Genomic DNA, 26097 nt, shown 5'->3' with positions numbered 1-26097 from the left:
AGAGGAGCTCGACTTGACCCTGAGCGATATTACCCTAAGTCAATCCACGTTAACTGATTTAAAATCGGTGGAATATCAATGGATACGTACCATGTACGTTGAAGGGTATCAGCGGGATGAAATCAATCATTACATCCAGACCTGCTTTGGCGGTGATGAGGTGTTTGCCGACTTGTTCCAGCGTGTAGCACTGGAGCAAGAAAGTTTGTATGTCTTGCTCCAGTATCTTGGCTGCGCGCCTTCTAGCCGTGAGCTAACTTAGGCGTGCTTTCTGAAGTGGGTGAACGTTGTAAAATGACATCCACTTCTGTGACGGTATATGGCTTATCCACCTTCGTTCTTAGATCTTCCACAAATCGTTCATAACTCTTAAATGTCATGGATTCGCGCTTCGGATCGACATAGACAGAGACCCAGGTTTTACGGCCAAGCTTGGCGATAAAAATATCCACAATCTCAATCTCATATTCCTGAGCGAGTCCCTTTAAGCTGCGATAGATAGGCTTAGTGTGCTCAATTGGAGGCGTCGCCATCGTCAACTCTCGCATACCATTTTTGACAAGCTTTATCGGATCGCTGATAAACGCTAGGCTGAACAGCACCACTAAGATCTGGTCGATGTAACGTCCAACCCACCCAAATGATGTCTCTTGGATAGCAATCACCAACACCAATGCCACACCAATCGCACCAGAAATCACACCGTTGATGAACCAAGCGTTTTTCTCTGCCTTTAGAATGTCGGAATGAGACTGTTTGTGACCCACATGACACACCCAGTACAAAAGGGCGCACAGAGCGACGGCTGGGAACACATACACAGCCATCAGCCCTAACGCAGGCTCCCGCCCCCCAGCTAGAATCACCGGGATATTACTGCCTACTGCAAAGGCGATGAGAATAAGTATGGTAATGCCTTTAATCACCACGATCAGCGGCTCAAAGGCAAAAAATCCAATTGGGTAATGACGAGTTCGGCCAGTTTGGGTTAGCTTCGCTATCCATAGAGAAGCGTACGACACCGCCGCAGACAAGAGGTTGAAAGAGGCATCCAGTAGTATGGCGCTAGATTCAGAAATCAGCGCCATTATGCCGCCCCAGAGCGACAATACCGCGGCACCCACGGCAGAATAAATTAGTGCTTTTGATTCGGTAATTTTTGTCATTTGGCCATCCTTTCCAAACGCGATTATTGCTCGGACTTTCATCCTTATAACACAGGAATATGACCTTTCCTATGGCACCTAGCCCTGTTTGTTCAAAGTTAGCGCAAAGATATCAGCATCTTATGCTATTCCTACATGAGTTGGTCAATATATCAATTCGTTTTACCGATAGCAGACATAGTGAGTCTAAACCAACTAGTGACAAAAGAGACAACTGACAAGAAAAGAAGAAGCCCGAGCGAATGCTCGGGCGTCGGTTACAAGAACTGTTAGTCGTGATAGTAAGGAATCCTGATAACAGCCAGCTATACGTAACACCAGTGTTGCTTGTTCAACTTGTCGGCGGCCAAACCAAATAATGTTAAACAATACAAATAAAATGGGTGACCTTGCGGTCACCCTTATCGTTTTTATCCTTTTACACCGCCGGCGGTCAAACCACCAACCAGCCAACGCTGTGCGAGTAGGAATACGACTGTGATAGGTAATGCTGATAGTACAGCCGCTGCCGCGAAGTCACCCCATAGGTAGTTCTGAGGATACAAGTACTGCTGCATACCAACCGCTAGTGTGTACGAGTTTACATCAGAAAGTAGTAGTGATGCTACCGGTACTTCACCAACAACCATGATGAACGACAGAATAAACACAACCGCTAGGATTGGCACTGACAGTGGCAGAAGAACGAGACGGAATGCTTGCCATGGCGTAGCACCGTCAAGTGCTGCTGCTTCTTCTAGAGAGCCATCAATCGTTTCGAAGTAACCTTTGATTGTCCATACGTGAAGTGCGATACCACCCAAGTAAGAGAAAATCAGACCACCGTGTGTGTTCAAGCCTAGGAACGGAATGTACTGACCTAGTTTATCGAACAATGCGTAAATCGCCACCAATGCTAGTACTGCTGGGAACATCTGGAAAATCATCATCGCTTTTAGGATGGTTGACTTGCCTTTAAAGCGCATACGAGCAAATGCGTAAGCAGACGTTGTTGATAGACATACAATCAAGATTGATGAAATACCCGCAACCTTAATCGAGTTCCACAACCAAGTGAGTACAGGGAACGGAGGTGGTGTTACTGAGCCGTCTGCGTTCGTTACCGAGAAGCCTAGTGCTAGTTTCCAGTGCTCTAGCGATGGGTGCTCTGGGATTAGGCTACCCGTTGCGAAGTTACCTTCACGGAACGAGATAGCGATAATCATCAGTAGTGGGAAAATAATTAGCGATAGGAAAGCCCACATAGCGATGTGTGTTGCCCAAACGCGGTATTTTAATGACTTACCTTGTACCATTGCCATTTTAGGTCTCCTTAGTCTTGAGCTACTTTCGTGACGCGTAGGTTAAGTAGTGCTAGTGCACCAACTAGTAGGAAGATCAGTGTCGCGATTGCACTCGCTAGACCGAAGTCTTGACCACCAGAACCTTCAAACGCGATACGGTACGTGTAGTTAACCAATAGGTCGGTGTAACCCGCTGGCTCAGAAGTACCAATCATGTTAGGACCACCGTTCGTTAGAAGGGCAATCAGTACAAAGTTGTTGAAGTTAAACGCGAAACTTGCAATCAGTAGCGGAGTTAGCGGCTTAATCATCAGTGGCATTGTGATCTGGGTGAAGTTCGAAACAAAGTTTGAACCATCAATTGCTGACGCTTCATACAGGTCATCAGGAATCGCTTTTAGCATACCCATACATAGAATCATCATGTAAGGGAAACCTAGCCATGTGTTAACAATGAGAATCATTGCTTTCGCTAGCATTGGGTCTGAGAACCAGTTTGGACTAATGCCAAACAGACCTTCAAGGAGCATGTTCACTTCACCAAAGCTTTGGTTGAACAAGCCTTTAAAGATAAGAATCGAGATAAACGCTGGTACTGCATACGGAAGGATCAGCAGCACGCGATAAATAGCACGGCCACGTAGTGCTTCCCACTGAACCACACTTGCCAGTACAAGACCAATAAGAACCGTTAGCGCAACACTCACTGCTGAGAAAACAATCGTCCAGATAAAGATACTGATGAACGGCTCTTTAATACCATCGTCTTTCCATACACGTTCAAAGTTGTGTGTACCAATACCAACAATAAAACCTGGTGATACTGTGTTACCAACAAACTCGCCACTATCGTTAACTGGCTGGTAGAAACCCTCGTCCATATTAGGGCGCAGTAGCTCACCAGTCTTGTTGTTACGCATGTCGTTTGTACCTTCCACCATAGTGTATAGCGGTTGTACAGAAGCAAATTTACGTAGACCACTCATACGGATGTCAGAGCCATCTGGCATATGAAGGTCAACCGTGTTGAGTTTCGCACGATTTTGAATAATCGCTTTGATCTTCTCTTTCTCACCTACTGGCACATCTGCCGCGTTAAGATCGTAGTCTGCAGAAGGGCTGCTGATATCAAAATCAGGCGTAGCAAGCAGCTGTTCACCGTCTTTTACATAGATGCGGTGACCGTTGTCTGTCTTATAAAGCTCAAACGAATAGCTATCACCACTTTGGAAAGTACGCTGCATCAATACGCTTTGCGTTCTATCCAGGGAAAGTTGGTTTTTCGCGCTGTAGTTCGTGAAGGCCAAGCCAACCGTGTACGCCAAAGGGAAAAGAATGAAAAGGATCATACCCGCAATACCTGGGTAGATATAACGGTGCGCGTACGTTTTCTTACTGCCGAAAATATAGAGTGCCAGAGCGGTAAGAATCACAGTAAGCAATGCGAATGCAAGCTCACCGCGGGAATACATTAGAATAGTCGCATAACCATTGATAAGTCCCACTGAGCCAAGAAGTCCCCACTTGATGAATACTTTTTTACTGCTTGGAACTGTATTAGTTTCTGCTGACATGGCATCTGTACCTTGAACTGACTGCATAAAAGGACCTGCTAGCGATAATACAAAAAAATAGAAAAGAAGGAGGGGTTACCCCCTCCTTAAAAGGGTTGTTCTAGAAACTTACTTCGTCATTTGCTTTTCAGCGTCAGCAACTGCTGCTTCTACTGATTGACGACCGTCTACCACGTTGATGATTGTGTTCTTAGCAGAAGCCCAGAATGCACTCATTTGTGGAACGTTAGGCATGATTTCGCCGTTCATCGCGTTGTCCATTGTCGCTGCGATACGTGCATCAGAACCTAGCTCGTCTTGGAATGAAGTTAGAGCAACAGCACCTAGAGGTTTGTCGTTGTTCACTTCACGAAGACCATCGTTAGTTAGTAGGTAGTTCTCTAGGAACTCAACTGCTAGGTCACGGTTAGGTGACGCAGTGCTGATACCTGCTGTTAGTACGCCAACGAAAGGCTTAGAAGCTTGGCCGTTGAACTTAGGTAGAGTAGCCACACCGTAGTTGATGCCAGACTTCTCGATGTTCGCCCAAGACCACGGACCGTTGATAGTCATTGCAGTTTTACCTTGGTTGAACGCAGACTCAGATACCGAGTAATCCATATCTGCAGAGATAACGCCTTTGTCTACTAGACCTTTAACGAAAGTCAGTGCGTCTTTAACACCGTCTTGAGCGATACCTGCGTCTTTAACGTCGTAGCTACCACCGTTGTATTTGAATGCGTAACCGCCATCAGCTGCCATTAGTGGCCATGTGAAGTACGGTTCTTTTAGGTTCCACATGATTGCTGTCTTGCCATCTTTAGCAAGTTTTGCGTTCAATGCTTCTACTTCTTCCCAGGTCTTAGGTGGGTTTGGAACCAAGTCTTTGTTGTAGATTAGAGATAGTGACTCAACTGCTACTGGGTAACCGATGATTTTGCCATCGTACTTAACTGCGTCCCATGCAAAGTCAACAATGCCTTCTTTAGTTTCTTTAGAAGGTTTGATTTCAGCCAGCAAACCTGCTTGAGCGTACTCACCGAAACGGTCGTGAGCCCAGAACACGATATCAGGACCGTCACCAGTCGCTGCAACTTGAGGAAAGCGCGCTTCTAGACCATCAGGGTGAGCAACTGTCACTTTAATACCTGTGTCTTCTTCGAACTTTTTACCTACTTCTGCAAGACCGTTGTAACCTTTGTCACCATTAATCCAAATAGTGAGTTGTCCTTCTTCGATAGCAGCATTTGCACCAAAAGAACCTAGAGCGACTAGCGTACCTAGTGCTACAGTGCTTAGGGCTTTTTTCATGTTTATATCCTTTTTATAGTTTTGATCGTAGGTTCATCCAGAGGATTTCCCAAGTTTCGATGAGTATCATCTTAAAAATACAGCAAGCTCTCATCATCCTACTCTCTACGCCCTCGCCACAAGCGTTGATTTCCGTGACCTCAATCGCCCAAGACTATAGATCAACATCACAAAACAATCTCCTGTTGTGACAGAATTCACTATTATCAGGCGCAAATTTTTGACCGAGATCTCACACATACATTCTCCCCCCACCCTCCTCCTCCTTCCCTACTACCCCCATAATTATTTTTGTCAGGAGGATGTACCTGCGACCTCAATCAAGGAAACTGCAGTCATCCAAGAGTGGATGGTAAGAACCCTTTACCAGTAAGAGCGAATGCTCTGACAGTTTCTTTAAGGAATGAACTTCTACAGGGAACGTATACTGGGTTTTCATCGCCGGACTCGCCAAGTAGTCACAATCTGAAGCACTAGTGGTAAATGTATTTTACGGGGGAGGTTTTCAGTTTGTGTCGGGGGATACTAGCGAAGTCTTGGCTTTGAGGGTGGCGCCAAATCGTACAGCGCCACCCTTTTTTCTTTCCATCTGGGACTATTTGCACAAACTAAGGAACATCAAAACCTAGAATCATCACGCAACAGTTTCCCAGAACTCCAAACCACGTTGTTGGAGTCACACACTGACCAATTTCCTACTATTATTACCTGTCGAATTATCTCTATAATGACCGACGGAAAGAAAAAATGAATCGAGGACGAGCTACATGGCGAGTGTCACGTTAAAAAATGTTAGTAAAGCGTACGGCGACGTACTGATCTCCAAGAATGTCGACCTAGAAATCAACGAAGGCGAGTTTGTTGTCTTTGTTGGTCCATCAGGTTGTGGTAAATCAACTCTACTACGTTGTATCGCAGGTTTAGAAGACATCACGTCCGGTGATTTATATATTGGTGAAGAGCGCATGAACGATGTTGAACCATCGAAGCGCGGCGTGGGCATGGTATTCCAGTCTTACGCACTTTATCCTCACCTTAACCTTTATGACAACATGTCATTTGGTCTTAAGCTTGCTAAAGCAGACAAAAAAGAAATCGACCGCCGCGTTGAGCACGCAGCAGAAATTCTACAGCTCGGTCACCTACTTGAGCGCCAACCTAAAGCACTTTCAGGTGGTCAGCGTCAGCGTGTGGCTATCGGCCGTACTTTGGTTTCTCAACCAAACGTATTCCTACTAGACGAACCGCTATCTAACCTAGATGCAGCACTTCGTGTAAACATGCGTTCGCAAATCACTAAGCTTCAACGCCAACTAGGCTGCACCATGATCTACGTAACGCACGATCAGGTTGAAGCGATGACCATGGCTGACAAGATTGTTGTACTAGACGCAGGCTATGTTGCACAGGTTGGTAAGCCTCTTGAGCTATACCACTACCCAGACAACCGCTTCGTTGCAGGCTTTATTGGTTCGCCTAAGATGAACTTCATGAGCGTGTTCATTGAAGAAGTAGAAGCAGAGCGCGTGAAAGTTCAGCTTTCTGATGGTGATTCATTCTGGATCCCAGTTGATGGAACAACCGTGAACAAAGGCGATCGTATGTCTATGGGCGTACGTCCAGAGCATTTGGTATCGGCGCAAGAAGGCGATGCGAAAGTGGGCGGTGAAGTGATGATCGTTGAGAAGCTAGGTAACGAAACTCAAGTTTATCTTAACCTAGAGAGCGCAGACGCGGACGTTATCTACCGTCAGCCGGACACACTTGCTGTTGAAGTTGGCGATAAGTTTGAGATTGGTATTCCAGCTCACCGTTGTCACCTATTCCACAGCGATGGCAGAGCTTGCCGTCGCCTATATAAAGAAGCAGGCGTATAAGCCTCTCTAATAGTTTTAAGCACCTTTGCTTGCTGAAAATCCTTCCTCTCTTAACGGAGAGGGAGGATTTTTCTTATCTTTTATACGACAATGCTCGTCAATAATGAATCGCGCTTTGCCTTCCTTATCTTGAAGATCGATAGGGAAACTACTTTTCGACAGAATAAACATCGCGACACCACCAGAACCTCGCCAATGATAGTCGTTGCCCGGTTCTGTTTTGACATGGATTGAGAGGTGACTAGTGTCAGCTTCGATCGCAATCTGTATTTGCTCCTGCTTTACTTGGCAACTGACTTGGGTCTTGAACAGTGCAGAAAATCCATCAAAAGCAGTTAAACAAAAAAAGACGGTGCATAACACCGCCTTTTTTACACCCACCGAAATGGATTTAGTTTTGATGTACATATACCGTCGTGTTTAGAGAGTTCACTTGAGAAATGTATGAACTGTCTTGTGCAGATTGAATAACATCAATATCGCCGCCGCTTGAAGCCACTAGATAAGCCTCAGATAGGCTGTTGTTACCTTTTTGGTTAATCAGCAAGTCGTTGTTCGAACTAGACGCGCTTAGCTCAACGATAGACACGTTATTTTTCTTGGAAGTATTTTTACCCTGCATAACAGTGACCATGTTATTTGAGGAGCTTCCAGACAGACGGATTTCAGAGTCTTGGTTTTCACCGTTTTGTGTTACAGCAACCGTATTGTATTTACTCGCATCTCTCGAGCGGACTCGAGACCAGTTATCAATACCGGTTTGTGCAACCGTTACCGTCGAGTTGTCTTCATCATGACGGAAATTCACCACCGAATCGTTGGCATGACCGTCTTGATTGACATCAATATCTGCCCCGCCAGTAGTACCGCCGATCTTCACTTTAGAGTCGTTGAAGCTGTAACCACCAGATTGGTCGATCATAACATCATTATTATTACCAGGACTGTTCAAACGGATGTCTACGACCGAGCGGTTACCATCGAATACACCCAGTTCACCCTGCATCACAGTAACGGTGGTACCTACGTCATTGGATTGAAGTACGACACTTTTGTTGTCCTTGTCACCTTGTACATCCATGTTTTGGTAAGCTGCGTAATTGTTGAAAGAGACTTCTTTCCCTGTGCCAGGGCCTGCAGCCATAACCGTGGAAGAAGCGACAGCAACACTAACAGCTAATAATAATACTTTCATAATATAACCCTTATTCCTTATAAGTTTCCATGTCATTACATACTCTCTAACCAAGAGTATTTGTATATAAACCGACTGCTCTGATACCTCTTAGTTTCCTTGGTTTATATAAACTCTCATTAACGCCGAAGCATTAATAATGGCGGTGTCACCACCATCTTGAGAAATACCTAAATTTGCAGCCCCAGCACCAGCAACAACGGCAATGTTGTTATCACTTCGCTGAGAAATACTCAATTGACTACCTGCTAACCCGTAATTAGCCTGCCCGATTAACGCGAGATTGTTATCGCCATTTTGCTCAATCAACGCTTCCGCGTTTCTCCCTAACTGGCCGACGTATGCAGCGTTCGAGCTTCCTGTTTGGGTTATGTATGCGGTGTGGTTACGTCCTGACTGCGTGACAAGTGCGGTGTTGTTTGCTCCGTCACGCTGCACCACTTTGGCTTTGTTACCAGCCCTCGAAACACTGCCCCCTTCTTGCACAATTATGGCAACCGAATCAACGACATTAACTGAGTGAACTTCTGAGTAATTGTCTAAGTCAGAACTCGCCCCAGTCACAAACGCATCATAATCAGTCACCACATTCTCACTCACGCCATCAAGAAACGTCCCTGGAGGTGCGCTAAGACCCCCGTTTGGCGCATACCAAAATGTCGCTGCTTGTACAGAACCGCCAGCGGCAAAGACCACTGAACACAATACGGTCGTGAGCCCTTTAGATTTGAGCATTTTGTTATTTAAAACCATGCCTGTTTACCACTTCTTCCGTGATTATTTGGCGTATAAAAATGACTTGATATTTTGGCCAAGACTTTTCTAAAGCAAATTTAAAAAAGCCATTTTTCATCGCCTGACAGTTACTATTCTAAAATTGCACCATGACTTTAGCTCTAAACTAAAAACGAGTTACAGAAATAATTCATTGATAAGTTGTCTTATCTAAAGGGCATTTATAGCGTCCGAAGTATGAAAAAAAACACCTAACTTCTAGGTCGTAAGTTTATGTTTAAACGACGGAGCTTAAGTTAGGCTTTAGATTAGATTTTCACGAATCTATTTCTCATTTTTTAAAAGGATTTTGGAATGGGAGCCTTTATGACTTCAAAAATGCTTACATTGACGCTTATGTTTCTTGCGCTTCCTAGCATCGCAGATAACAGCAAGTTGGAAAACGGGGCTCCTCTCGAAAACGGAACCAAACTCGAAAATGGGAAAAAACTCGAGGAACAGGGAGATAGACTGAAACCGCCATTTTATAACTTTAACGAAGTGAGTGGCGTTATTGTGGATAGAACAATCACACGGCTGGGGGAAGACTTTTATTTTTTCTTTTCTCAACAGTTGAACGACCAATATCCGGATCTTCAAGAAAATCTCACTATTAATGAAATACCAACAGCGCTTTCAGGTAGCATCATCGAAGTCTTCCACTCAAGACAGGTAATTTACCGAACTGCGCTGTCCCCGGGTCGACGCCAAGCAAAAGACAGAGCTCAAGACGCTTTACGTGTGGTGAGTAACTACATCATTCGTTGGCAGGCTGAGCGCCTTTATTTGGATACCTTTGACCTAGAACATGATGAATTTTAAGGCGGCAAGGATGGCAAATTTATCAAGCAAACTCGCTCTTTTAGCTGTGATAGCGACACCATTTGTCCACAGTTCAGAGCTCGTGTATACACCTGTTAACCCAAGTTTCGGTGGCAACCCACTCAACAGTACCATACTGATCAACCATGCAAATGCGATCAATGACTACAGTGATCCAAACGCATCTACATTCGATTTTGAAGAAGAATCGGCGCTCGATAGGTTGGCTTCTAGTCTGGAGTCACGACTCATTAGCCAACTACTTGCTGATATAGGCAACGGCAATACCGGGCAGCTAGAAACCGATGACTTTTTCCTAAACGTTGTTGACGACTCCGGCACGCTACTGGTGCAGATCGTGGACAAAGTAAGCGGTGAATCAACGGAAATCAGTGTTTCAGGACTTAACCCCGACCTCTAATTTACAAGGAACGTATTATGAAAGGTCTAATTGCTATTGGCTTAGCGATATTGCTAAGCGGATGCGCGTATTCGTTGGATATTCCAGATACCGACGCATCACCTAAACTAATGCCGCGTGGCGCAACCTATACTGATCTCGTGTCACTACCTAGACCGGCAGGTAAAATTTTGGTTTCTGTGTATGACTTTAGGGATCAAACTGGTCAATACAAACCGCAACCAAACAGTAACTTTTCAACCGCTGTTCCTCAGGGCGGCACGTCACTATTGACGACGTCTCTATTGGACTCTCAATGGTTTATTCCATTAGAGCGTGAGGGACTGCAAAACCTTTTAACGGAACGAAAAATCATTCGCGCCGCTCAAAAGAAAGACAAAGTCATCTCCAATCACGGCGCAGACCTCTCTTCGCTTAACTCTGCCAACGTTGTTATCGAAGGCGGGATTGTGGCTTACGATTCAAATATTCGCACCGGTGGACTCGGCGCAAAATATCTCGGGATTGGCGCATCAGGGCAGTATCGAACCGATCAAGTCACTGTTAACTTAAGAGCGGTTGATGTTCGTAGCGGTCAGGTACTGCTCAGTATTACCACATCAAAGACCATCTCTTCACATGAAATGGGGCTGGGCGCATTCCGCTTCATTGATTACAAAGAACTACTAGAAGTGGAAATGGGCTACAGCAACAACGAACCGGTTAACATTGCGGTTATGTCGGCCATCGATGCCGCAGTGATTCATCTGATTGTCAAAGGTATGGAACGTGGTATGTGGTCTGCTAACGACCCGCAAGCCATGTCTAACCCGATCATCGCAAGATACTCTCAAGCTGAAACGGAAATCCTCTAGCAACCGAGTAAGCAGTAAACAGGGCTTTGTGGAAAACGGAACTTACCCTTAGCCCTGTTTTTTTCTGTGAGAGAGTCAAAGACAAAGCGAGTCGCCGTCAAAAAAAGCGCCATTCTCAAATAGACCATGGCGCTTTTTCGCATCCTCAATTGTAGCGCTTATTACTGTACAAACTCGCTCGATGCGACATTGTTTTTTACCCACAATAGAGCCTGAAGTCGGTTCTTAACTTTAATCTTCTTGAACGCGTTATGGAGATGCGCTTTAACTGTGTTCTCGCTAACAAAAAGCGTCTCGGCGATCTCGACATTGGATGCCCCATCACCCAACAATTTGATGATCTGTTGCTCGCGTTTTGTTAGGCGAGTGTAGTAAGGACTGGTCTTCGCACACTGACGACGACGGTAGAAGTGAACATACTCATAAACAAGCTTACGACTCATCCAAAGCTCACCAGCTAAAATGCGTTCAAAGCCAGAAACTAAAGTTTCGATAGTATCTGAATCATAGAACACACCCACCAAGTTTTGCCATTTCAGCATTTCTGCATGAGCAAGGTTGGTGGGTGCATTGAGCAGGATCTCTTGGGTGTACTTCTCTACCCCTTCGATAATTTCAAGATACTTTGACGCATTGGCGCTACCAATAGTAGCATAGTCAATGATGATGTAGTCGGTGTCACTACCCAGCGTTTCATCACGATGCCTATACAGCGTTTCAGGAGACACTAAACGAATGTTGAGCGCAACCTTCTGCTCAATAGAGTCTTTGAGTAAGTTAGATTGCAGGCTATTACCTGCAAGAAGAATGGCATGAGGGGTGATGTCCTTATCTTGGGGCATGTCTAGCTCCTTGTATGTAAATCTTTCAAAGCTTCTAAGCAGAAAGTATAACAGAGGATTTAGAGCACGTTACTTCGGGGAAACAAGGAACCAACTGTATACGGCTTTATCTTCAATGACTTAGTTAATTTTCTCACTAATGAGAATAGCTTAAATGGAATCATGTTGTTCAAGATAACCTTATACAACCTAGTTTAGAGCAGTCTGTCACTAAGAATATTTCCGGAGCCTACTAATTATCGTTGAGTCGTAGTCATCTTACGAAGACCCACAAATCACTCATGAACCTTAGTTTATGTTTCTAGTCCCATTACCTAAACCAAATAACCATACTCTAAACATTCTAATTAGCCGTACCTAGCTAAGACTATTCATCCTAATTACTAGGGATAGTTTATGAAGCGTTCCACTTTTTAAACATAGTATTTAATTACACATGAAAATAAACTCCGCGTGCCGTAACGTAACGTGGGATAGAAAAGCAGGTCGTAATTATGAAATGTACATTACTAGGCTTATCTCATTTCTCAACGTTTAACGCCGCTCTGTTCAAGAGCGTAGCCGCTATTCTCATGAGCATTGTATGGCTAATAAATAATGTTCCATATGCAGAGGCAAGTGTCTTAAAGGGTTACGCCATACCGCTGGCAAGCAAAATTGATAACAAAGGTAAATTTGGCTCAGGTATTCAACTTACGCCGTTTGGGACAATTAAAGATATCGAAAATCAACGAGATTTAGCCTCCACAAGCGAGCTCAATTATTCAGAAATAGATATTAGTAGTGAGGGAGGTTCCCAGGCAGATATTTATCAACAAAGTGATGGCTGGGGTACCAACTGGGCTCAAGTTTACATAACCGGTGATGGTAATTATGCACTTGTAGCCCAGCAAGGCACACAAAACCAAGCTTATGTATCACAAAATGGCAACGATAACACCGCTCTATTACTCCAAAAGGGTGTCAATAATACTGCACTAGCTCTACAAGAGGGGGATGAAAACCTGATTTTCGTTGCGCAAAAGAATGGAATAAGGGGGCGTCATAGCAACGTAAGTGTTTCTCAACAGGGCGATGGGCATACAGCGGTTATATTGGCAGGCCCAAGAGCAAATGTAGGCATTGAGCAGGGAGGCAATTCACCACAAGCGATTGTAATGGATATATCCAGCGCTATGTCGGTAAACGTAGTGAACCAATAAATATGTGGTGTTAGTAATTTACAACATCCATAAAAACGGCAAACCATTAAATTAAGGAAGAAACAATGAAATATACGATACTAGCAACGTCAATCTTGTTATCGTTTAGTGCAGCGAGCATAGCAGATACTAGTGATATCGATATCTATGGTAATGGCAATAAGGCAACAGTAACACAAACCGATACGTTCGATAGTAAAGCGACTATTACAATAGGTACATCTGCTAATGACGTTGAAGGAAACAAAGCAACTATCACTCAAGATATGACAGATGAGTACACGATAGGAAAAGCACAAGCGACCATAGCTCAACAAGGTGACGACTCTACTGCTTATATCAAGCAAACTGTAACTGGATATAGAGGTAATGTTAACGACTATGGTATTACCCAGATTACACAAGAAGCCGGCACGACTGACAACAGAGCAAGACTCATTCAAGATGGTACAGGTAAAACAACGATTACCCAGAAGGGTTATACTTCAGGTTCCACCGCGAAAATTAAGGCCTATGGCGACGGAAACACCAGCATCGAACAGCACGCTGCAACCAATGCTACCGCCTCTATTAATGAGCGTGGTAACAAAACTATGTTTATTACCAACGATAATAACATCAAACAGATTGGTACTGATTTAGAGGCTACCATTAATCAACGAAGTGGTACCGGTAATAAATCTTCTATCTTTCAATTAGGTGGTGCCAGCTCAGACCTTACAGCAACGATCACCGTCAATGGTAACAACAACTTCAATAAAGTTTATGCTCAAGAAGGTCAACGCATAGGTCTTGCCATAGGCGTAAAAGGAAATACTAACAGCACTGAAGCTAATCAGAATGGTACCGATATTAATACGTTGGTCACAATTGATGGTAACGACAACACAACAACTTTGTCTCAAATCGGCGCTACTCTGGGGGCTGGGGTCGTTGTTGAAGGTAACACTAACACAACAACTTTGACTCAAGACGGAAACTTTGTGCTAGCTGGTGTCTTTGTTGATGGTGACAAAAACATGACAACTGTAACTCAAAAAGGAGATTATATGTTAGCTGGAGTCAGTATTGGTGAAACTTACATTGACGGTGGCACCAACATTGAAGGGAACCGTAACCAGACAGTTGTTATCCAAGAAGGAGATCATACGTTAGCTGGAGTTAGCATTGATGGCAACAGTAACTCAACAACTGTAAATCAAGACGGTAGTTATATCGTAGCCAGTGTTGATATTGCAGGCAGTCGTAACGGCGCATCGGTTATGCAGTCTGGTCTTGGCCAATTAACAACACTTAACATTGACGGTTCTACTAATACAGCTACCATCACCCAAACGGGCAGTATGAACACCAGCAACAATACTATGCAAGGTAGCGGAAATATTATTACTGTTGCCCAAAACTAATCAGTATTCTAGATCAGTAAGGTAACTTCTAAACACAGAAGTTACCTTGCTAGAATTTTAGTTAAGTAAGTATATATCCACAACAGTATGCGTAACACGCTCATGATTACTAAATATACTCGTGAGGCGAAATATTCTCCTTCACCCAGATCAGCGCTTGCAGTCGGTTGCTAACGTTGATCTTCTTAAACGTATTATGTAGGTGGGCTTTTACGGTGTTCTCGCTTAGGAACAATTCCTCTGCAATCTGAATGTTTGTCGCACCCTCACCGAGCAGTTTTATGATTTGTTGTTCTCGTTTGGTCAGGTTCGTATAGTAAGGGTTGGTAGACGTACATAGTCTCCTACGGTAAAGCTGGATGTATTGATGAACCAACCTACGACTCATCCACATTTCGCCAGACAAAATGCATTTGAATCCTTTGATTAGTTTATCCATTTCATCGTCGTTGTAGAACAGCCCAACTAAGCGCTGCCAACGTAGTAGTTCGTTCTGCTGTATACTGGGCTGCGCATTGATAATCACCTCCTGCGCTTCTGCGTCTAAGTACATTCGAAGCTCATTGTACTTTTTTAAGTGATGATCATTTAACGTAGGCTGGTCAATGATGATAAGTGATACATCTTCATCACCAGGATGCCCTCGATAATTACTAAGCCGATCTGGGGAAATAAGCCGAATATCCATATCCAGATTTTGCTCTAGCAAGTCTTTTAGCAAGCTAGACTGTAAATTGTTTTCCGCCAACAATACTGCACGTTGGCTCTTCAGGTGAGCCTTTGTCATTATTCACTCCATGTGATGAGTTGTGCACGAGTCTAATTACAAAGTTAATAATAGGATGAAGTATCACCTAATCGTCAAGCCGATACTTTTGTGATAAAAATCACAATGAAATCGATTTCATTCAATTAAATAGATTTATAACAGCAAGTTAGAGTCACGTCTCACTTTTGAGAACACTAAGAATAACATTGACAAATAGTCAAATAATTTGCCGAAAGGCACAGAACGAATGGAAAAATCAAACGATAGTTTATTTATTCGATTTAATTAATGGGTTACTTATGTCATTTTTTGAAGATATATGTAGAACAATATACCCTCGACAACGACTGATAAGTGGCGAGGGTTTTATAATCTGATTCTAAGACCTAAGCCTAATGAATAGGTGTCTGGTTATCTTTATTAAACTTGCCAAAATACTGCTCAAGTACTTCTGGCGTTAACTTGCCTTCAGCTTCTAGTCGCTTTAGCTCTGCCGCAATTTCGCGCTGCTCTTCAATCGATGGCAATGCCACCTCAGGTTCAGATTCTACCTGCGAAGCCATTTGCTCTAACTCTTTCTCAAAATCGCTCATAATGATTAACCTCATCAATACTTGTAAACTGTGGCGATTGTACTTGTTTTAGCGAGCAGGTACCAACATTGCGTGGAACGCACTACGCTACTGTTTGCTTTTGCGTCGTTTTGCTATTGAAGTTTTGATTAAACTCCCCAAAGTTATATAGTTACAAAACAATGACCTAGAGTTTGGAACTTTTCGCTCTTCAACTTTTCTATGTTCTTACCTATGTTCTTATATCTGCAATAAGGAATTTTCATCATGCCAGCACAGTCTTTCCAACAACTACAACGTTACTTGCAATCCCAAGTTATTGGTCAAGACAACCTTGTCACGCAACTACTCATCGCCCTACTCGCCGACGGCCATATTTTGGTTGAGGGTCCTCCAGGGCTTGCGAAGACTCGTGCCGTAAAATCTCTGGCTGATTGTCTTGAAGGCAGCTTTCATCGCGTGCAGTTTACTCCGGATCTTTTGCCTTCTGACCTCACTGGCACCGACATCTATCGACCAGAAACCGGTGAGTTTCAATTTAAGCCCGGGCCAATATTCCATTCATTGATCCTTGCCGATGAGGTAAACCGAGCGCCTGCTAAAGTGCAAGCGGCAATGCTGGAAGCCATGGCAGAGAAGCAAATCAGCGTAGGGCAAACTACATACGCGCTTCCTGAACTGTTTTTGGTGATGGCGACTCAAAACCCTATTGAGCAAGAAGGTACCTACCCGCTTCCAGAAGCGCAGCTTGATCGTTTTTTACTCCATTTGGAGGTGGACTATCCAAACGAAGAGAGCGAACTCGCTATTCTGAGACTGAACCGAGGTGAAGCTCAGGGTGAACTCCAACAGTTTGAAGGCAAACTCAGCCAAGAGACCATCTTTAAGGCACGCCAAGAGGTGTTAGCGATCCATATGGCGGATGCCATTGAGCGTTATATCGTTCGATTGGTCATGGCAACAAGGCAGCCTGATACCTACAGCCATAAGTTGGCTAACTGGGTAGAAATGGGGGTGAGTCCGAGAGCGACGATAGCCCTGGATCGAGCCGCTCGTGCCCACGCTTGGCTCGCCGGTCGTGACTTCGTCAGTCCTGAAGATGTTCATCAAGTCATTTATCCAGTGCTGCGCCATCGTTTGTTGCTTAGTTACCAAGCTCAGGCTGAAGGTGTCACTGGAAACATTGTTATTGAAGAGCTTCTCAATACCGTGGCGTCAGCGTAATGGCTAAGAGCGTTAGAGGATTTGGGAGAGTGATATGTTAAATCAACTCAAATCAGTATTGTCTCGTGGGGTACCAAGAAAACACGCGCCTAGAGATACGCTTCGGCAGTTTATCGAAGACGGGAAACTTCCAAAGGCGACCAATGGAGCAACCGTCTCCATTGAAGAGCTGTGTTTTTATCAAACGCACAGCCTGTGTTGGCAGCCACCAGCAAAAAGTATTTGGTCACAGCTCAATGGTGCTCATGCAAGTCCTCGTAAAGGACGTGGCATGACGTTTTCTGAGGTAAGACAATATCAAGCAGGGGATGACGTTCGCCAAATCGACTGGCGAGTGACAGCTCGCACTGGAAAAGTACACACTAAGTTGTTTACAGAAGAGCGCGAGCGCCCAGTTGTCCTATTTGTGGATTTCACTGCGAGTATGCTTACAGGGACAAAACTACTGCTCAAATCCGTGCAGCAATGCCATTTGGCGGCGCTGTTGGCGTTTGTTGCACTCAGCAGCAAAGATCGTGTGGGTGCAGTGATTAGAGTTGGTTCTGAGCTTATCGAGATTAAGCCATCCAGCTCGCGTACATCAATTATGCGTTTACTCAGTCAACTGTGCGAGCAACACAATCACTTATTACAGCACAGGTCGTTGTTACAAGAAGAATCGCTCATCGACCCATTCAACGCGTTAAGCAACCTTTGTAAAAAAGGTAGCGAGGTGATTGTTTTAGGTGATTTTTCAGAGCTTGATGAACCTCAGATCCAAGCTATGGCTCGCTTAGCCCAGCACAACCGAGTGCGAGCCGTGCAGATCTTTGACCCTATTGAAACTGGACAAACTCACGCTCGGGGGACTCAGAAAGTCATCGGCAAACATCAAGAGCTCACACTCGACTTTTCAAGTGCTGGCATTAAAAGTCATATTGCAGACGCGTTTGGCGCCCAACACCACCAGCTAGCAGCTGAGTTATCAAAAAGCGGTATCGCCCTATCGCTGATTTCAAGCGGAAACCCGCTGCTTTCTCAACTTATTCGTTTTAATTAGTACCATTATTATGAACGCATCAACGCAAACTCACCCTCTGCCCCTACAGCCACTACACCTTCCTGAAGCCCCCGGGATGTGGCCACTTCCGTGGGGGTACTGGGCAATACTCGCGACTATTATTATCACTGCTTTACTATTGATTTGGCTAACGCGCCATTACAAACACAAAACGCGGGCTAAAAAGGCCGCCATTAAGCTTATTGAAACCCATTCTGGCTCCTCGCCCTCTTCGGCAATAGAGATCGTTAGGCAAGCCGCACTCAGTTATTTCCCTCGTGAGGATATCGCCAAACTAAGTGGTGAGCAGTGGCTAGCCTTTCTTGACTCGCAGCTCGATGACCCTCGATTTAAAGCGAAGGCTCTACAGTGGCAACACGTGCTGTATCGAAAAGCGGTCAGCAGCAAAGAAACGGATCATGCCCTCGTGAACGATTGTGTCCATTGGGTGCAACATGCCCTTCCTCCAAAACGTAAGTTTAGAAATTGGAAGCAGTCATGAGCGGGTTTAGTTTTGAATGGTGGTGGATGTTTCTAGCGCTTCCATTACCCATAGTCATTTACCGGTTGCGTTCTGCTCCAGCCACGCGGGTACAAGTCACCTTACCACATATGGATGGAATACATGCACGCATTAACCAACGCGATAAACTCTGCAAGGTAATGGCGGTTTTGGGTTGGGTTGCTTTAGTCACCGCTAGCGCAAGACCCGTTTGGTTTGATGAGCCTATTACCGTCTACCCTAAGCATCGCGATATGATGTTAGTCATTGATTTATCGTACTCTATGTCTCGTGAAGACATGCTGCATGATGGCGACTATGAAGATCGCCTTTCGACGGTAAAACGTGTGGTTTCGGATTTTGTTGAGCGCCGTGAAGGGGATCGCTTAGGGCTGGTCTATTTCGCTGACCATGCTTACTTACAAACGCCACTGACCTTCGATCGCAAAGCGATTCAAACCCAGCTCAACCAAACGGTTCTCAAGCTGATTGGAACCCAAACTGCTATTGGCGATGGAATCGGGCTTGCCACTAAAACCTTTATCGATGGCGACGCTCCGCAACGCGTGATGATTCTACTCAGTGACGGCAGCAACAATGCCGGCGTACTCGACCCAATAAAAGCGGCAGAAATCGCAAAACGCAATGACACAACCATTTACACCATAGGTATTGGTGCTGGTGAAATGCAAGTACGAGAATTTTTTATGACGCGCACCGTCAATACCGCAGAAGACCTGGATGAAAAAGCCCTTATCGCTATCGCTAAACTCACTGGCGGGCAATATTTCCGTGCTCGAGACGCTAAGGAGCTCAATACGATTTACGATACCATCAATGCGCTGCAACCGGTTCAAAAAGCGACTCAGTCTTGGCGACCACGCACTGAATGGTTCCCTCTTCCTGCTTCTCTTGGGCTAATTTGCCTTGTGCTCATTACCATTATTAGGAGAAATGATGTCTAGTTTTCAATTTCTCTACCCTCAAATGCTTTGGCTTATTGCACCTGCTATCGGCATCTTGCTTTGGCTCGCGACAAATCAACGCTCATCAGAGATCATTGCTAGTCACCTAGCCAAAGCACTTGGGCAAAGTAAATCTAAAGGTCGCCATCTCTATTGGCTATCCCCTCTTTTACTCTTAACTATCATTGCGTTGGCAGGGCCAAGCTTTGGCAATGCACAAAAGCCAGGAGCTCAATCAGCGAATGCTAGAGTGTTGGTGTTAGATATGTCTCAATCGGTCTACGCTACTGACATTAAACCCACGCGTCTTGCGCAGATCCGCTACAAAGCGCTCGATATTTTGCCACTTTTCGACCAAGGACAAACTGGACTCGTCGCCTATGCTGGAGATGCTTATACTCTTAGCCCATTAACCTCCGATGCGGCGACACTCGCGAATGCCATTCAATACCTTTCTCCAGAAATCATGCCGTTCCAAGGGGCACGAGCCGACCTTGCTGTCAAACAAGCCGTCGGCCTAATGGAGCAAGCGGGAATGAGCCAAGGCGAAATCTTACTGTTTGCCGATGGCCTAAGCACTAATGAGTCCGAGCAGATACAAAAACAGCTTTCAGGGACTGGGTTTAGTTTATCGATTCTTGCCTTTGGCAGTCAAAGTGGCGCTCCTATCCCACTTGCCAATGGCGCTCTGCTTACCGACAGCAAAGGCAACACTGTGGTAGCCAAAACTCCCTACGATGAAATGCAAAAGCTGGCTAAATCAGCCGGCGGACAGTTCACCAGCTATCAAAGTGATAACGTAGATATTGAGCGTTTGGTGAACACGTCTCGCTATGAACAAGTCGCTGGCAGCCACAATCAATCACTCGATATTCCTATCAATCACGGGTATTGGTTAATGCCGCTAGTGGTGCTGCTAGTTTTACCATTGTTTCGTAAGGGCTTTGTATTCTCGATATCTGTAGCGATGGTACTCTCTGCCAGTTACGCGCCATCTTCTCAGGCATCCCTTTTAGATAGTGCCTTTAAAAATCGCGATCAACGTGGCGTTGAGGCATTTTCTCAAGGCAACTACCAGCAAGCGGCTGAACTGTTTGATGATGCTAGCTGGAAAGCAGCCGCTTATTATGAAGCCGGAGATTATTCGTCGGCCATCGCCGCACTGGAGGAGCTAAATGATGTTAACGACGTTTATAACAAAGGCAATGCTTTAGCTCAATCTGGCGAGATTGAAGCCGCTAATGAAGCTTATAAAAACGTATTAGATCGAGATCCAGAGCATGAAGATGCAAAATACAATTTGGATCTCTTAAAGCGACAGCAACAGCAACAGCAACAGCAACAGCAACAGCAACAGCAACAGCAAAAAGCCTGAAGGAGATGCAGAGGACAAGCAAGGTCAGTCGCAAAAAGACTCTAACGAAAGCGCCTCTCAAGACAACCAATCGCAGCAAAGCCAATCAAGTGAAGAGCAAAACAAAAAGCAATCGCAAAATAATGCATCGAGGGAGAGCGCTCAAGAGCCCAATACGAAGTCACATGATGACTCTGAGCAGCAAGGTTCGAATCCACAAGCCGGTGAAGATCAAAATGAATCAAAACAGTCTCCCACCACGCAACAAGCAATGAGTAGCGAGGCACCGAAAACGTCTAATGAATCAGCCGAACAAAGCCAGGCTATAACCTCAAGTAGCCAACAGCAAGAAGCCAACGCGGACTTACGTCAACTAGAGCAAGTAGAAAGCGTGCGTGACCCTAGTTTGCTTCTTAAAGCGCAAATGTTACTTCAAGCCAAAGACAAACCGGCTCCGTCTGCAACGGATAACAACTGGTAGTAAGAATGAAATTGAAACGTCTATGTATAAATATCGCCATCGCACTGCTGTCTATCACCAGCAGCTTTACCGCTATGGCGCTCAATGTCACCGCCAGCGTGACGAAAACCAATGTCAGTAAGGATGAGGTCATCCAGCTTAAAATTGTCGCCGATGAAAAGCTTGATGGCAGCAAAGTTAACTTCGATACACTGAGTGATGACTTTTTCATGGGAAGACCCAGCTTTAGTTCATCAGTGAATATTCTTAACGGAACGCGCCGTGATAGCAGTGTTTGGACAATTGCTATCGCACCGCAGCGCCTCGGTACACTCACCATCCCAAGTTTCGATATTGATGGCGTGACCACTGCACCCATTACTCTTACTGTAACAATGGATGATCAAACACCGACCGCAGACGAGCTGATTGAAGTGAGAACACAAATCGGCAAAGCGGAACTGTATCCCAAAGAGAGCACGACTCTGGATGTGCGTATCATCGTAAAAGTCGACCCGAGAATGCTACAAAACCCTTCTCTTAGCGACCCTATCGCCTCTGATCTCGATATTACAGCTATGGGAGAGCCCAAACAGTATCAAGCAGTGTTGGATGGTGTTGAGGTATTAATCGTTGATCAGAGCTACCGTGTTACCGCAACACAAAGTGGCGACTACACTATCGTCGCTCCAACGCTACGAGGTGGTGTTTTGTATAGCAGCCAACGTGGTGGCAGCACGAAGATCTTGAACCTTGATAGCAAAGCCCCAGAGGTGAACGTCTCGGTACTGCCAGTGCCTGAAAACTACAATGGCATTTGGTTACCCACTCCTTCACTCAAGGCTTCACAAACATGGATGCTAGATAACGGCGAATCTATCAATTCTGACTCAGTGAGTGTAGAGACAGGTGATGCTTTGACGCGAACTTTATCGGTGACTGCCCAAGGGGGGTCTGCCGAGCAAATGCCAGAACTCAACATCCGCAATCCAAAAGCGTTTAGAGTCTATCCGGAAAAGCCGAGTTTCACTGAGAATGCTGATGGCTCTGTTACGATGACCCTAAAACAAGTGTTAATCGCTAAGTCTCCTCAAGTCGCCACTCTGCCAGCCGTGGATATCCAATGGTGGGATACAAAGTCAAAACAAGCCGCCACGACCACGCTCCATAGCTTAGAGGTCGAAATTGCTGCTAATGAAGACAACACAGCTGCAATGCCGACATCATCTACTCCCCCGCCTACTGAGATTGTTGTGCAAGACTCAGGGTTTTGGCCGTGGCTAACTGCGCTATTTGCCGCGCTTTGGTTGGCTTTTATGGGGCTTTGGATTAGAGAGAAACGTCACTCAACATTGCCATCAGAAAAATCTAGCGACAAAAGGCAAACATCGAAGAACAAATTTATTCAAGCGGTACACGCTAGTGATGCGATAGCGGCTCACACGCAGTTTGAAAAGTGGTGCAAAGAAGAAAGTCTATCGACGGCTTCTATATCTGCTATCAAACAAGAGCTTGAACTAATGAGTGCAAGTGCTTTGGGACACCAATCGAGTGAATGGGATAAACGCCACTTACTTGAACTCATAGAGTCGATGCGAATAGAAACGCATCCTAATGAAGCTTTAGCCAAACTCTAAAAGCTAGACACTAAAAAGGCGCTCAATGTGAGCGCCTTTTGTCTAATCAAACTAAGTGATTATAGGTAGAAACGAGTACCAATGATGAACTGGTGATCTTTCGCTTTCTTGTATTCCGAACCTTCACCTTGATTATCGTAGTTGTAACCAGTGTATGCACGTAGGCGTGGTGAGATAGTGTATTCAGCTTGTACAGAAGTACCAGACTTAACACGTAGACCTAGGCTGTCGTCTTGCATCTCTTCGTGCTTAAGGATTAGGTTTAGACCGTTATCTAGACCATAAGCTAGAATAGAGTCGAACGCTTTCGTGTCTTTTAGAAGCTTGCCATTTGCAGAGTTCATGTACTCGTTCACTGCGTAAGTCGCTGCTACGTATAGACCAGCACCGAAGTTACCGTATTTACCAGAAACTAGGTGAGATTCAGCTGTGCGTGCAACGCCGCGCTCTGTTAGGTTACCAGAGTTAAACGCGTAGTTTGCGTTGAAACCGTTGATAGCGTAACCAGCTGCGATTTGAGCACGGTTTTGAGAGTTAAGAACTACATCTTTAGAGGTAGTTACTTTACCATCTGTATCTACTTTAGAAACAGTTTCAGTTGTTTGGTTAGCACCCTGCCAACCAGCACCGATAGTTAGTGCGCCAGCTGTGTCAAAATCGATAGTGTTTGAGTAAGCAACCATTTTCTCAGCACGTGCTGTACCGAAGAAACCGTGGTTGTCGTATAGGAAATCATTTGACCAACCGATTGGCGTATCAACAACACCAGCTGCCATGTAGTATGGAGACCACTGTGTACCAGCAGCTAGACGACCGTAAGTCTCGTGACCAAGACCGATGTAACCTAGACGAGTCTTGAACGTGTTCTCAGCACCTTCAAGCATGTTCATTTGCCATTCAGCTTTGAAATCAGCCTTGAAGCCGTTACCTAGGTCTTGGATTACTTCAACGTTTAGACGAGGAGACTTCTCTTCAACACGAGCGTCTTGACCTTTGTGTGCACCAGTAAGACCAACAGTCACGTGACCGCCGATGTTCATTACAGTGCCTTCGTTGTTGTAAACTTCTAGAGCGTTAGCTTGAGTACCGATTGCTGCAGCTGTAACCGCTACTGCTAGTAGTGTTTTGTTCATAATGACTTCCATATGACAGTTTCAAACTTAAGCGCTTCTTTCTATCCATAAGAGCGAGAAGCAAAAACTTAAGTAATTGGGTGTTAATCGCACTACTCTGAACGGCTGTATTAACAGAACGCTCATTACAAGTGCATGAAAAACATGAATTTGCGATATGGGATTACTTTAAACGGGAAGTTCCGTGATGTGACGTTAAATGAAATGAAGAGTTAAAAAGCCAGCAAACCAAACAACTTAATTCTTGCATTTCAGATACATACGAGCAAAAGAATTGAGATGAGATGAGTATTACTCAGTTTTTGTAAGATATTTTTACCTTTTGGACATTTTTTCCACAAATGCAAGTAAAAGCATACATTCAAGCGATTTATCACTTAGAACAAAAGGCATAAAAAAACCCGCTCACTAGAGCGGGTTTTTGCAATCAAAAGACTAACTGTTTCTATTATAGGAAGAAACGTACGCCAGCTGCGTATTGGTTGTCTTTGTCTGTTTTGTAGTCGCCAGAACCTTGTAGGTCAAACTGGTATGCTACGAAAGCACGTACGCGTGGGTGAATATCGTACTCAGCTTGGATAGCAGAAGTAGCGTAAACTGTGTCGCTCTTCTTCTCATCGCTTACTGCTTCATAGTTAACGCTTAAGTTTAGGCTGTTAGATAGACCGTAAGCTACGATAGCTTCGTATGCACGAGTCTCTTCAAGTAGATCAGCGTAACCAGGCTTAGCTGCGTCATCGTAGTTCATGTAGTCGTTCATTGCGTATACACCAGCAACGAATAGACCTTTACCGTACGTACCGTACTTAGCAGAAACTACGTGAGATTGTGCTTTTTCTGTACCAGTGATAGACGTATGCTGGATGTCACCACCTGTGTATGCGTAGTTCACGTTGAAGCCAGCGATATCATAGCCAAGAGCTACTTGACCACGGTCATCAGTCATACCAGTTTTAACATCACCGTTTTTGATGTCTTGAGAACCTTGCCAACCTAGACCAACGTTAAGTGCGCCAGCGTCAGCAAAATCAAAACCTTTAGTGTAAGCAACTAGCTTATCAGCACGACCTGTACCGAATGCACCATGGTTGTTGTATAGGAAGTCGTTCGCAAACGCGATAGGAGCATCAGCAATACCAGCTGCAGAGTAGTATGGAGACCACTGTGTACCAGCTGCTAGACGACCGTAATCAGCGTGAGAAACACCGATGTAACCTAGACGAGTAGTGAAAGAGTTGTCACCGCCGTTAAGCATGTTAAGCGCCCACTCACCTTTAACGTCAGCCGTGAAGCCGTTGCCTAGGTCTTGAGTTGCTTCCATGTTGATACGTGGAGATTTTTCGTCTACTGCGAAGTGAGACTCGTCACCACCAGCTACGCCAACAGTTGCGTGGCCGCCGATTGTGAATGTAGAACCGTCGTTGTTGTATAGTTCAACTGCTTGTGCAGTAGTACCGAATGCAGCAGCTGCCACTGCTAGTGCGATAAATTTTTTGTTCATTGGGATTTCCATATTTCAAGTTTTTGTATCATCTCGATGGATGACATCACGCTCATTAAGAGGTTACGCACACAGACATAACACCCATGCATGCAACCCGACTCGATGTAACGCTGGATTAACATGACGAGAGCCACTCTAACCTCAAAGTTCCCAAAGCCTTCATAAAAAGACGTAAAACATTAAAAACACTGTTTTCTATTTTAATAAGTTCTTTTAAAACAACCACATACAG

Annotated in this window: 26 protein-coding genes; 14 read left to right on the top strand and 12 right to left on the bottom strand. The window is 44.9% G+C overall.

Translation table 11 applies throughout. The annotated features are described in order from the left end of the window. Positions 1 to 13: 13 nt before the first annotated feature. Complete coding sequence (locus PG915_RS21290; RefSeq protein ID WP_353498994.1) at positions 14 to 262, top strand: hypothetical protein; 249 nt, start codon at positions 14 to 16, stop codon at positions 260 to 262. Here the strand turns inward: PG915_RS21290 and PG915_RS21285 are convergent. The 4 genes from PG915_RS21285 to malE form a co-directional block, all read right to left on the bottom strand. After that, positions 243 to 1166 (bottom strand): cation transporter, encoded by a 924-nt coding sequence (locus PG915_RS21285; RefSeq protein ID WP_353498993.1) that lies wholly within the window; start codon positions 1164 to 1166, stop codon positions 243 to 245. The genes PG915_RS21290 and PG915_RS21285 overlap by 20 nt on opposite strands. A gap of 410 nt (positions 1167 to 1576) precedes the next feature. Next, complete coding sequence (gene malG, locus PG915_RS21280; protein ID WP_353498992.1) at positions 1577 to 2467, bottom strand: maltose ABC transporter permease MalG; 891 nt, start codon at positions 2465 to 2467, stop codon at positions 1577 to 1579. An 11-nt stretch (positions 2468 to 2478) separates the two neighbouring features. Continuing rightward, complete coding sequence (gene malF / locus PG915_RS21275) at positions 2479 to 4050, bottom strand: maltose ABC transporter permease MalF (RefSeq protein WP_353498991.1); 1572 nt, start codon at positions 4048 to 4050, stop codon at positions 2479 to 2481. Between the two features lie 81 nt (positions 4051 to 4131). Next, positions 4132 to 5313, bottom strand: coding sequence for a maltose/maltodextrin ABC transporter substrate-binding protein MalE (malE, locus tag PG915_RS21270; RefSeq protein ID WP_353498990.1), 1182 nt, complete (start codon positions 5311 to 5313; stop codon positions 4132 to 4134). 767 nt (positions 5314 to 6080) lie between these two features. On the opposite strand from malE, the gene malK reads away from it, so the two are divergent. Continuing rightward, positions 6081 to 7190 carry a maltose/maltodextrin ABC transporter ATP-binding protein MalK gene (malK, locus tag PG915_RS21265; protein WP_353498989.1) on the top strand — a complete coding sequence of 370 codons (1110 nt, stop codon included), beginning with the start codon at positions 6081 to 6083 and terminating at the stop codon, positions 7188 to 7190. A gap of 15 nt (positions 7191 to 7205) precedes the next feature. Here the strand turns inward: malK and PG915_RS21260 are convergent, their stop codons facing one another. The 3 genes from PG915_RS21260 to PG915_RS21250 all read right to left on the bottom strand — a co-directional run bounded on the left by PG915_RS21260 (position 7206) and on the right by PG915_RS21250 (position 9138). Next, positions 7206 to 7598 carry a hypothetical protein gene (locus tag PG915_RS21260; RefSeq protein WP_353498988.1) on the bottom strand — a complete coding sequence of 131 codons (393 nt, stop codon included), beginning with the start codon at positions 7596 to 7598 and terminating at the stop codon, positions 7206 to 7208. After that, the gene (locus PG915_RS21255; RefSeq protein WP_353498987.1) at positions 7582 to 8385 is read right to left on the bottom strand and encodes a hypothetical protein; all 804 of its coding nucleotides are present in this window, start codon (positions 8383 to 8385) and stop codon (positions 7582 to 7584) included. Before PG915_RS21255 ends, PG915_RS21260 begins: the two co-directional genes overlap by 17 nt. A gap of 90 nt (positions 8386 to 8475) precedes the next feature. Next, a complete protein-coding gene (locus tag PG915_RS21250) occupies positions 8476 to 9138 on the bottom strand; it encodes a curlin subunit CsgB (RefSeq protein WP_353498986.1) in 663 nt (220 codons plus the stop codon). Positions 9139 to 9486: 348 nt separating this feature from the next. Here PG915_RS21250 and PG915_RS21245 point away from each other — a divergent pair, with 348 nt between their 5' ends. Genes PG915_RS21245 through PG915_RS21235 form a run of 3 tightly spaced genes read left to right on the top strand, consistent with a single transcriptional unit; the run spans position 9487 to position 11256 of the window. After that, positions 9487 to 9981 carry a curli production assembly/transport protein CsgE gene (locus PG915_RS21245; protein WP_353498985.1) on the top strand — a complete coding sequence of 165 codons (495 nt, stop codon included), beginning with the start codon at positions 9487 to 9489 and terminating at the stop codon, positions 9979 to 9981. 10 nt (positions 9982 to 9991) lie between these two features. Then, positions 9992 to 10402 (top strand): curli assembly protein CsgF, encoded by a 411-nt coding sequence (locus PG915_RS21240; RefSeq protein ID WP_353498984.1) that lies wholly within the window; start codon positions 9992 to 9994, stop codon positions 10400 to 10402. A gap of 17 nt (positions 10403 to 10419) precedes the next feature. Then, entirely contained in the window at positions 10420 to 11256 is an 837-nt protein-coding gene (locus tag PG915_RS21235; protein ID WP_353498983.1) for a CsgG/HfaB family protein, read from the top strand. 161 nt (positions 11257 to 11417) lie between these two features. Here PG915_RS21235 and PG915_RS21230 read toward each other — a convergent pair whose 3' ends face one another. Then, complete coding sequence (locus PG915_RS21230) at positions 11418 to 12098, bottom strand: LuxR C-terminal-related transcriptional regulator (RefSeq protein ID WP_353498982.1); 681 nt, start codon at positions 12096 to 12098, stop codon at positions 11418 to 11420. 494 nt (positions 12099 to 12592) lie between these two features. On the opposite strand from PG915_RS21230, the gene PG915_RS21225 reads away from it, so the two are divergent. Then, positions 12593 to 13300, top strand: a complete 708-nt coding sequence (locus tag PG915_RS21225; RefSeq protein WP_353498981.1) for a hypothetical protein — start codon at positions 12593 to 12595, stop codon at positions 13298 to 13300. A gap of 65 nt (positions 13301 to 13365) precedes the next feature. Then, positions 13366 to 14706, top strand: a complete 1341-nt coding sequence (locus tag PG915_RS21220; protein ID WP_353498980.1) for a hypothetical protein — start codon at positions 13366 to 13368, stop codon at positions 14704 to 14706. A gap of 109 nt (positions 14707 to 14815) precedes the next feature. Here PG915_RS21220 and PG915_RS21215 read toward each other — a convergent pair whose 3' ends face one another. Together PG915_RS21215 and PG915_RS21210 are read right to left on the bottom strand one after the other, a co-directional pair. Then, entirely contained in the window at positions 14816 to 15493 is a 678-nt protein-coding gene (locus PG915_RS21215) for a LuxR C-terminal-related transcriptional regulator (protein ID WP_353498979.1), read from the bottom strand. Between the two features lie 374 nt (positions 15494 to 15867). Continuing rightward, positions 15868 to 16068: a restriction endonuclease subunit S gene (locus tag PG915_RS21210; protein ID WP_112463026.1), complete on the bottom strand. Its 201-nt coding sequence runs from the start codon at positions 16066 to 16068 to the stop codon at positions 15868 to 15870. A 246-nt stretch (positions 16069 to 16314) separates the two neighbouring features. Here PG915_RS21210 and PG915_RS21205 point away from each other — a divergent pair, with 246 nt between their 5' ends. From PG915_RS21205 to PG915_RS21175, 7 genes are all read left to right on the top strand, one after another. Further along, entirely contained in the window at positions 16315 to 17271 is a 957-nt protein-coding gene (locus tag PG915_RS21205; RefSeq protein WP_353498978.1) for an AAA family ATPase, read from the top strand. A 34-nt stretch (positions 17272 to 17305) separates the two neighbouring features. Beyond that, on the top strand, positions 17306 to 18310 hold the full coding sequence (locus PG915_RS21200; protein WP_353498977.1) for a DUF58 domain-containing protein: 1005 nt from the start codon (positions 17306 to 17308) through the stop codon (positions 18308 to 18310). A 10-nt stretch (positions 18311 to 18320) separates the two neighbouring features. Next, entirely contained in the window at positions 18321 to 18812 is a 492-nt protein-coding gene (locus PG915_RS21195; RefSeq protein ID WP_353498976.1) for a DUF4381 domain-containing protein, read from the top strand. Then, on the top strand, positions 18809 to 19777 hold the full coding sequence (locus PG915_RS21190; RefSeq protein ID WP_353498975.1) for a vWA domain-containing protein: 969 nt from the start codon (positions 18809 to 18811) through the stop codon (positions 19775 to 19777). The genes PG915_RS21195 and PG915_RS21190 overlap by 4 nt, the downstream gene beginning before the upstream one ends. Further along, positions 19770 to 21152, top strand: a complete 1383-nt coding sequence (locus PG915_RS21185) for a VWA domain-containing protein (RefSeq protein ID WP_367357787.1) — start codon at positions 19770 to 19772, stop codon at positions 21150 to 21152. The genes PG915_RS21190 and PG915_RS21185 overlap by 8 nt, the downstream gene beginning before the upstream one ends. A 250-nt stretch (positions 21153 to 21402) precedes the next feature. Further along, the gene (locus PG915_RS21180; RefSeq protein ID WP_353498973.1) at positions 21403 to 21612 is read left to right on the top strand and encodes a hypothetical protein; all 210 of its coding nucleotides are present in this window, start codon (positions 21403 to 21405) and stop codon (positions 21610 to 21612) included. A 5-nt stretch (positions 21613 to 21617) separates the two neighbouring features. Continuing rightward, positions 21618 to 23228, top strand: a complete 1611-nt coding sequence (locus PG915_RS21175; RefSeq protein WP_353498972.1) for a BatD family protein — start codon at positions 21618 to 21620, stop codon at positions 23226 to 23228. 59 nt (positions 23229 to 23287) lie between these two features. Here PG915_RS21175 and PG915_RS21170 read toward each other — a convergent pair whose 3' ends face one another. Both PG915_RS21170 and PG915_RS21165 read right to left on the bottom strand, forming a co-directional pair. After that, entirely contained in the window at positions 23288 to 24361 is a 1074-nt protein-coding gene (locus tag PG915_RS21170; RefSeq protein WP_353498971.1) for a porin, read from the bottom strand. Between the two features lie 448 nt (positions 24362 to 24809). Then, positions 24810 to 25862 (bottom strand): porin, encoded by a 1053-nt coding sequence (locus tag PG915_RS21165; protein WP_353498970.1) that lies wholly within the window; start codon positions 25860 to 25862, stop codon positions 24810 to 24812. Positions 25863 to 26097: the final 235 nt, after the last annotated feature.

It is taken from the genome of Vibrio sp. CB1-14 (genome assembly GCF_040412085.2).
Classification (GTDB): Bacteria; Pseudomonadota; Gammaproteobacteria; order Enterobacterales; family Vibrionaceae; genus Vibrio; species Vibrio chaetopteri.
Note: the sequence above shows the minus strand (reverse complement) of the source record. Positions and strands in the feature narration are given on the sequence as shown.

Bases quoted from the DNA above. Each gene is read 5' to 3' on its own strand.
- PG915_RS21215 (WP_353498979.1), bottom strand. From the start codon at position 15,493: ATGACAAAGGCTCACCTGAAGAGCCAACGTGCAGTATTGTTGGCGGAA.
- PG915_RS21200 (WP_353498977.1), top strand. From the start codon at position 17,306: ATGTTAAATCAACTCAAATCAGTATTGTCTCGTGGGGTACCAAGAAAA.
- PG915_RS21195 (WP_353498976.1), top strand. From the start codon at position 18,321: ATGAACGCATCAACGCAAACTCACCCTCTGCCCCTACAGCCACTACAC.
- PG915_RS21260 (WP_353498988.1), bottom strand. From the start codon at position 7,598: ATGTACATCAAAACTAAATCCATTTCGGTGGGTGTAAAAAAGGCGGTG.
- malF (WP_353498991.1), bottom strand. From the start codon at position 4,050: ATGCAGTCAGTTCAAGGTACAGATGCCATGTCAGCAGAAACTAATACA.
- PG915_RS21180 (WP_353498973.1), top strand. From the start codon at position 21,403: ATGAGTAGCGAGGCACCGAAAACGTCTAATGAATCAGCCGAACAAAGC.
- PG915_RS21250 (WP_353498986.1), bottom strand. From the start codon at position 9,138: ATGGTTTTAAATAACAAAATGCTCAAATCTAAAGGGCTCACGACCGTA.
- malE (WP_353498990.1), bottom strand. From the start codon at position 5,313: ATGAAAAAAGCCCTAAGCACTGTAGCACTAGGTACGCTAGTCGCTCTA.
- PG915_RS21225 (WP_353498981.1), top strand. From the start codon at position 12,593: ATGAAATGTACATTACTAGGCTTATCTCATTTCTCAACGTTTAACGCC.
- PG915_RS21240 (WP_353498984.1), top strand. From the start codon at position 9,992: ATGGCAAATTTATCAAGCAAACTCGCTCTTTTAGCTGTGATAGCGACA.
- PG915_RS21220 (WP_353498980.1), top strand. From the start codon at position 13,366: ATGAAATATACGATACTAGCAACGTCAATCTTGTTATCGTTTAGTGCA.
- PG915_RS21235 (WP_353498983.1), top strand. From the start codon at position 10,420: ATGAAAGGTCTAATTGCTATTGGCTTAGCGATATTGCTAAGCGGATGC.
- malG (WP_353498992.1), bottom strand. From the start codon at position 2,467: ATGGCAATGGTACAAGGTAAGTCATTAAAATACCGCGTTTGGGCAACA.
- malK (WP_353498989.1), top strand. From the start codon at position 6,081: ATGGCGAGTGTCACGTTAAAAAATGTTAGTAAAGCGTACGGCGACGTA.
- PG915_RS21185 (WP_367357787.1), top strand. From the start codon at position 19,770: ATGTCTAGTTTTCAATTTCTCTACCCTCAAATGCTTTGGCTTATTGCA.
- PG915_RS21210 (WP_112463026.1), bottom strand. From the start codon at position 16,068: ATGAGCGATTTTGAGAAAGAGTTAGAGCAAATGGCTTCGCAGGTAGAA.
- PG915_RS21255 (WP_353498987.1), bottom strand. From the start codon at position 8,385: ATGAAAGTATTATTATTAGCTGTTAGTGTTGCTGTCGCTTCTTCCACG.
- PG915_RS21285 (WP_353498993.1), bottom strand. From the start codon at position 1,166: ATGACAAAAATTACCGAATCAAAAGCACTAATTTATTCTGCCGTGGGT.
- PG915_RS21170 (WP_353498971.1), bottom strand. From the start codon at position 24,361: ATGAACAAAACACTACTAGCAGTAGCGGTTACAGCTGCAGCAATCGGT.
- PG915_RS21175 (WP_353498972.1), top strand. From the start codon at position 21,618: ATGAAATTGAAACGTCTATGTATAAATATCGCCATCGCACTGCTGTCT.
- PG915_RS21230 (WP_353498982.1), bottom strand. From the start codon at position 12,098: ATGCCCCAAGATAAGGACATCACCCCTCATGCCATTCTTCTTGCAGGT.
- PG915_RS21245 (WP_353498985.1), top strand. From the start codon at position 9,487: ATGACTTCAAAAATGCTTACATTGACGCTTATGTTTCTTGCGCTTCCT.
- PG915_RS21205 (WP_353498978.1), top strand. From the start codon at position 16,315: ATGCCAGCACAGTCTTTCCAACAACTACAACGTTACTTGCAATCCCAA.
- PG915_RS21165 (WP_353498970.1), bottom strand. From the start codon at position 25,862: ATGAACAAAAAATTTATCGCACTAGCAGTGGCAGCTGCTGCATTCGGT.
- PG915_RS21190 (WP_353498975.1), top strand. From the start codon at position 18,809: ATGAGCGGGTTTAGTTTTGAATGGTGGTGGATGTTTCTAGCGCTTCCA.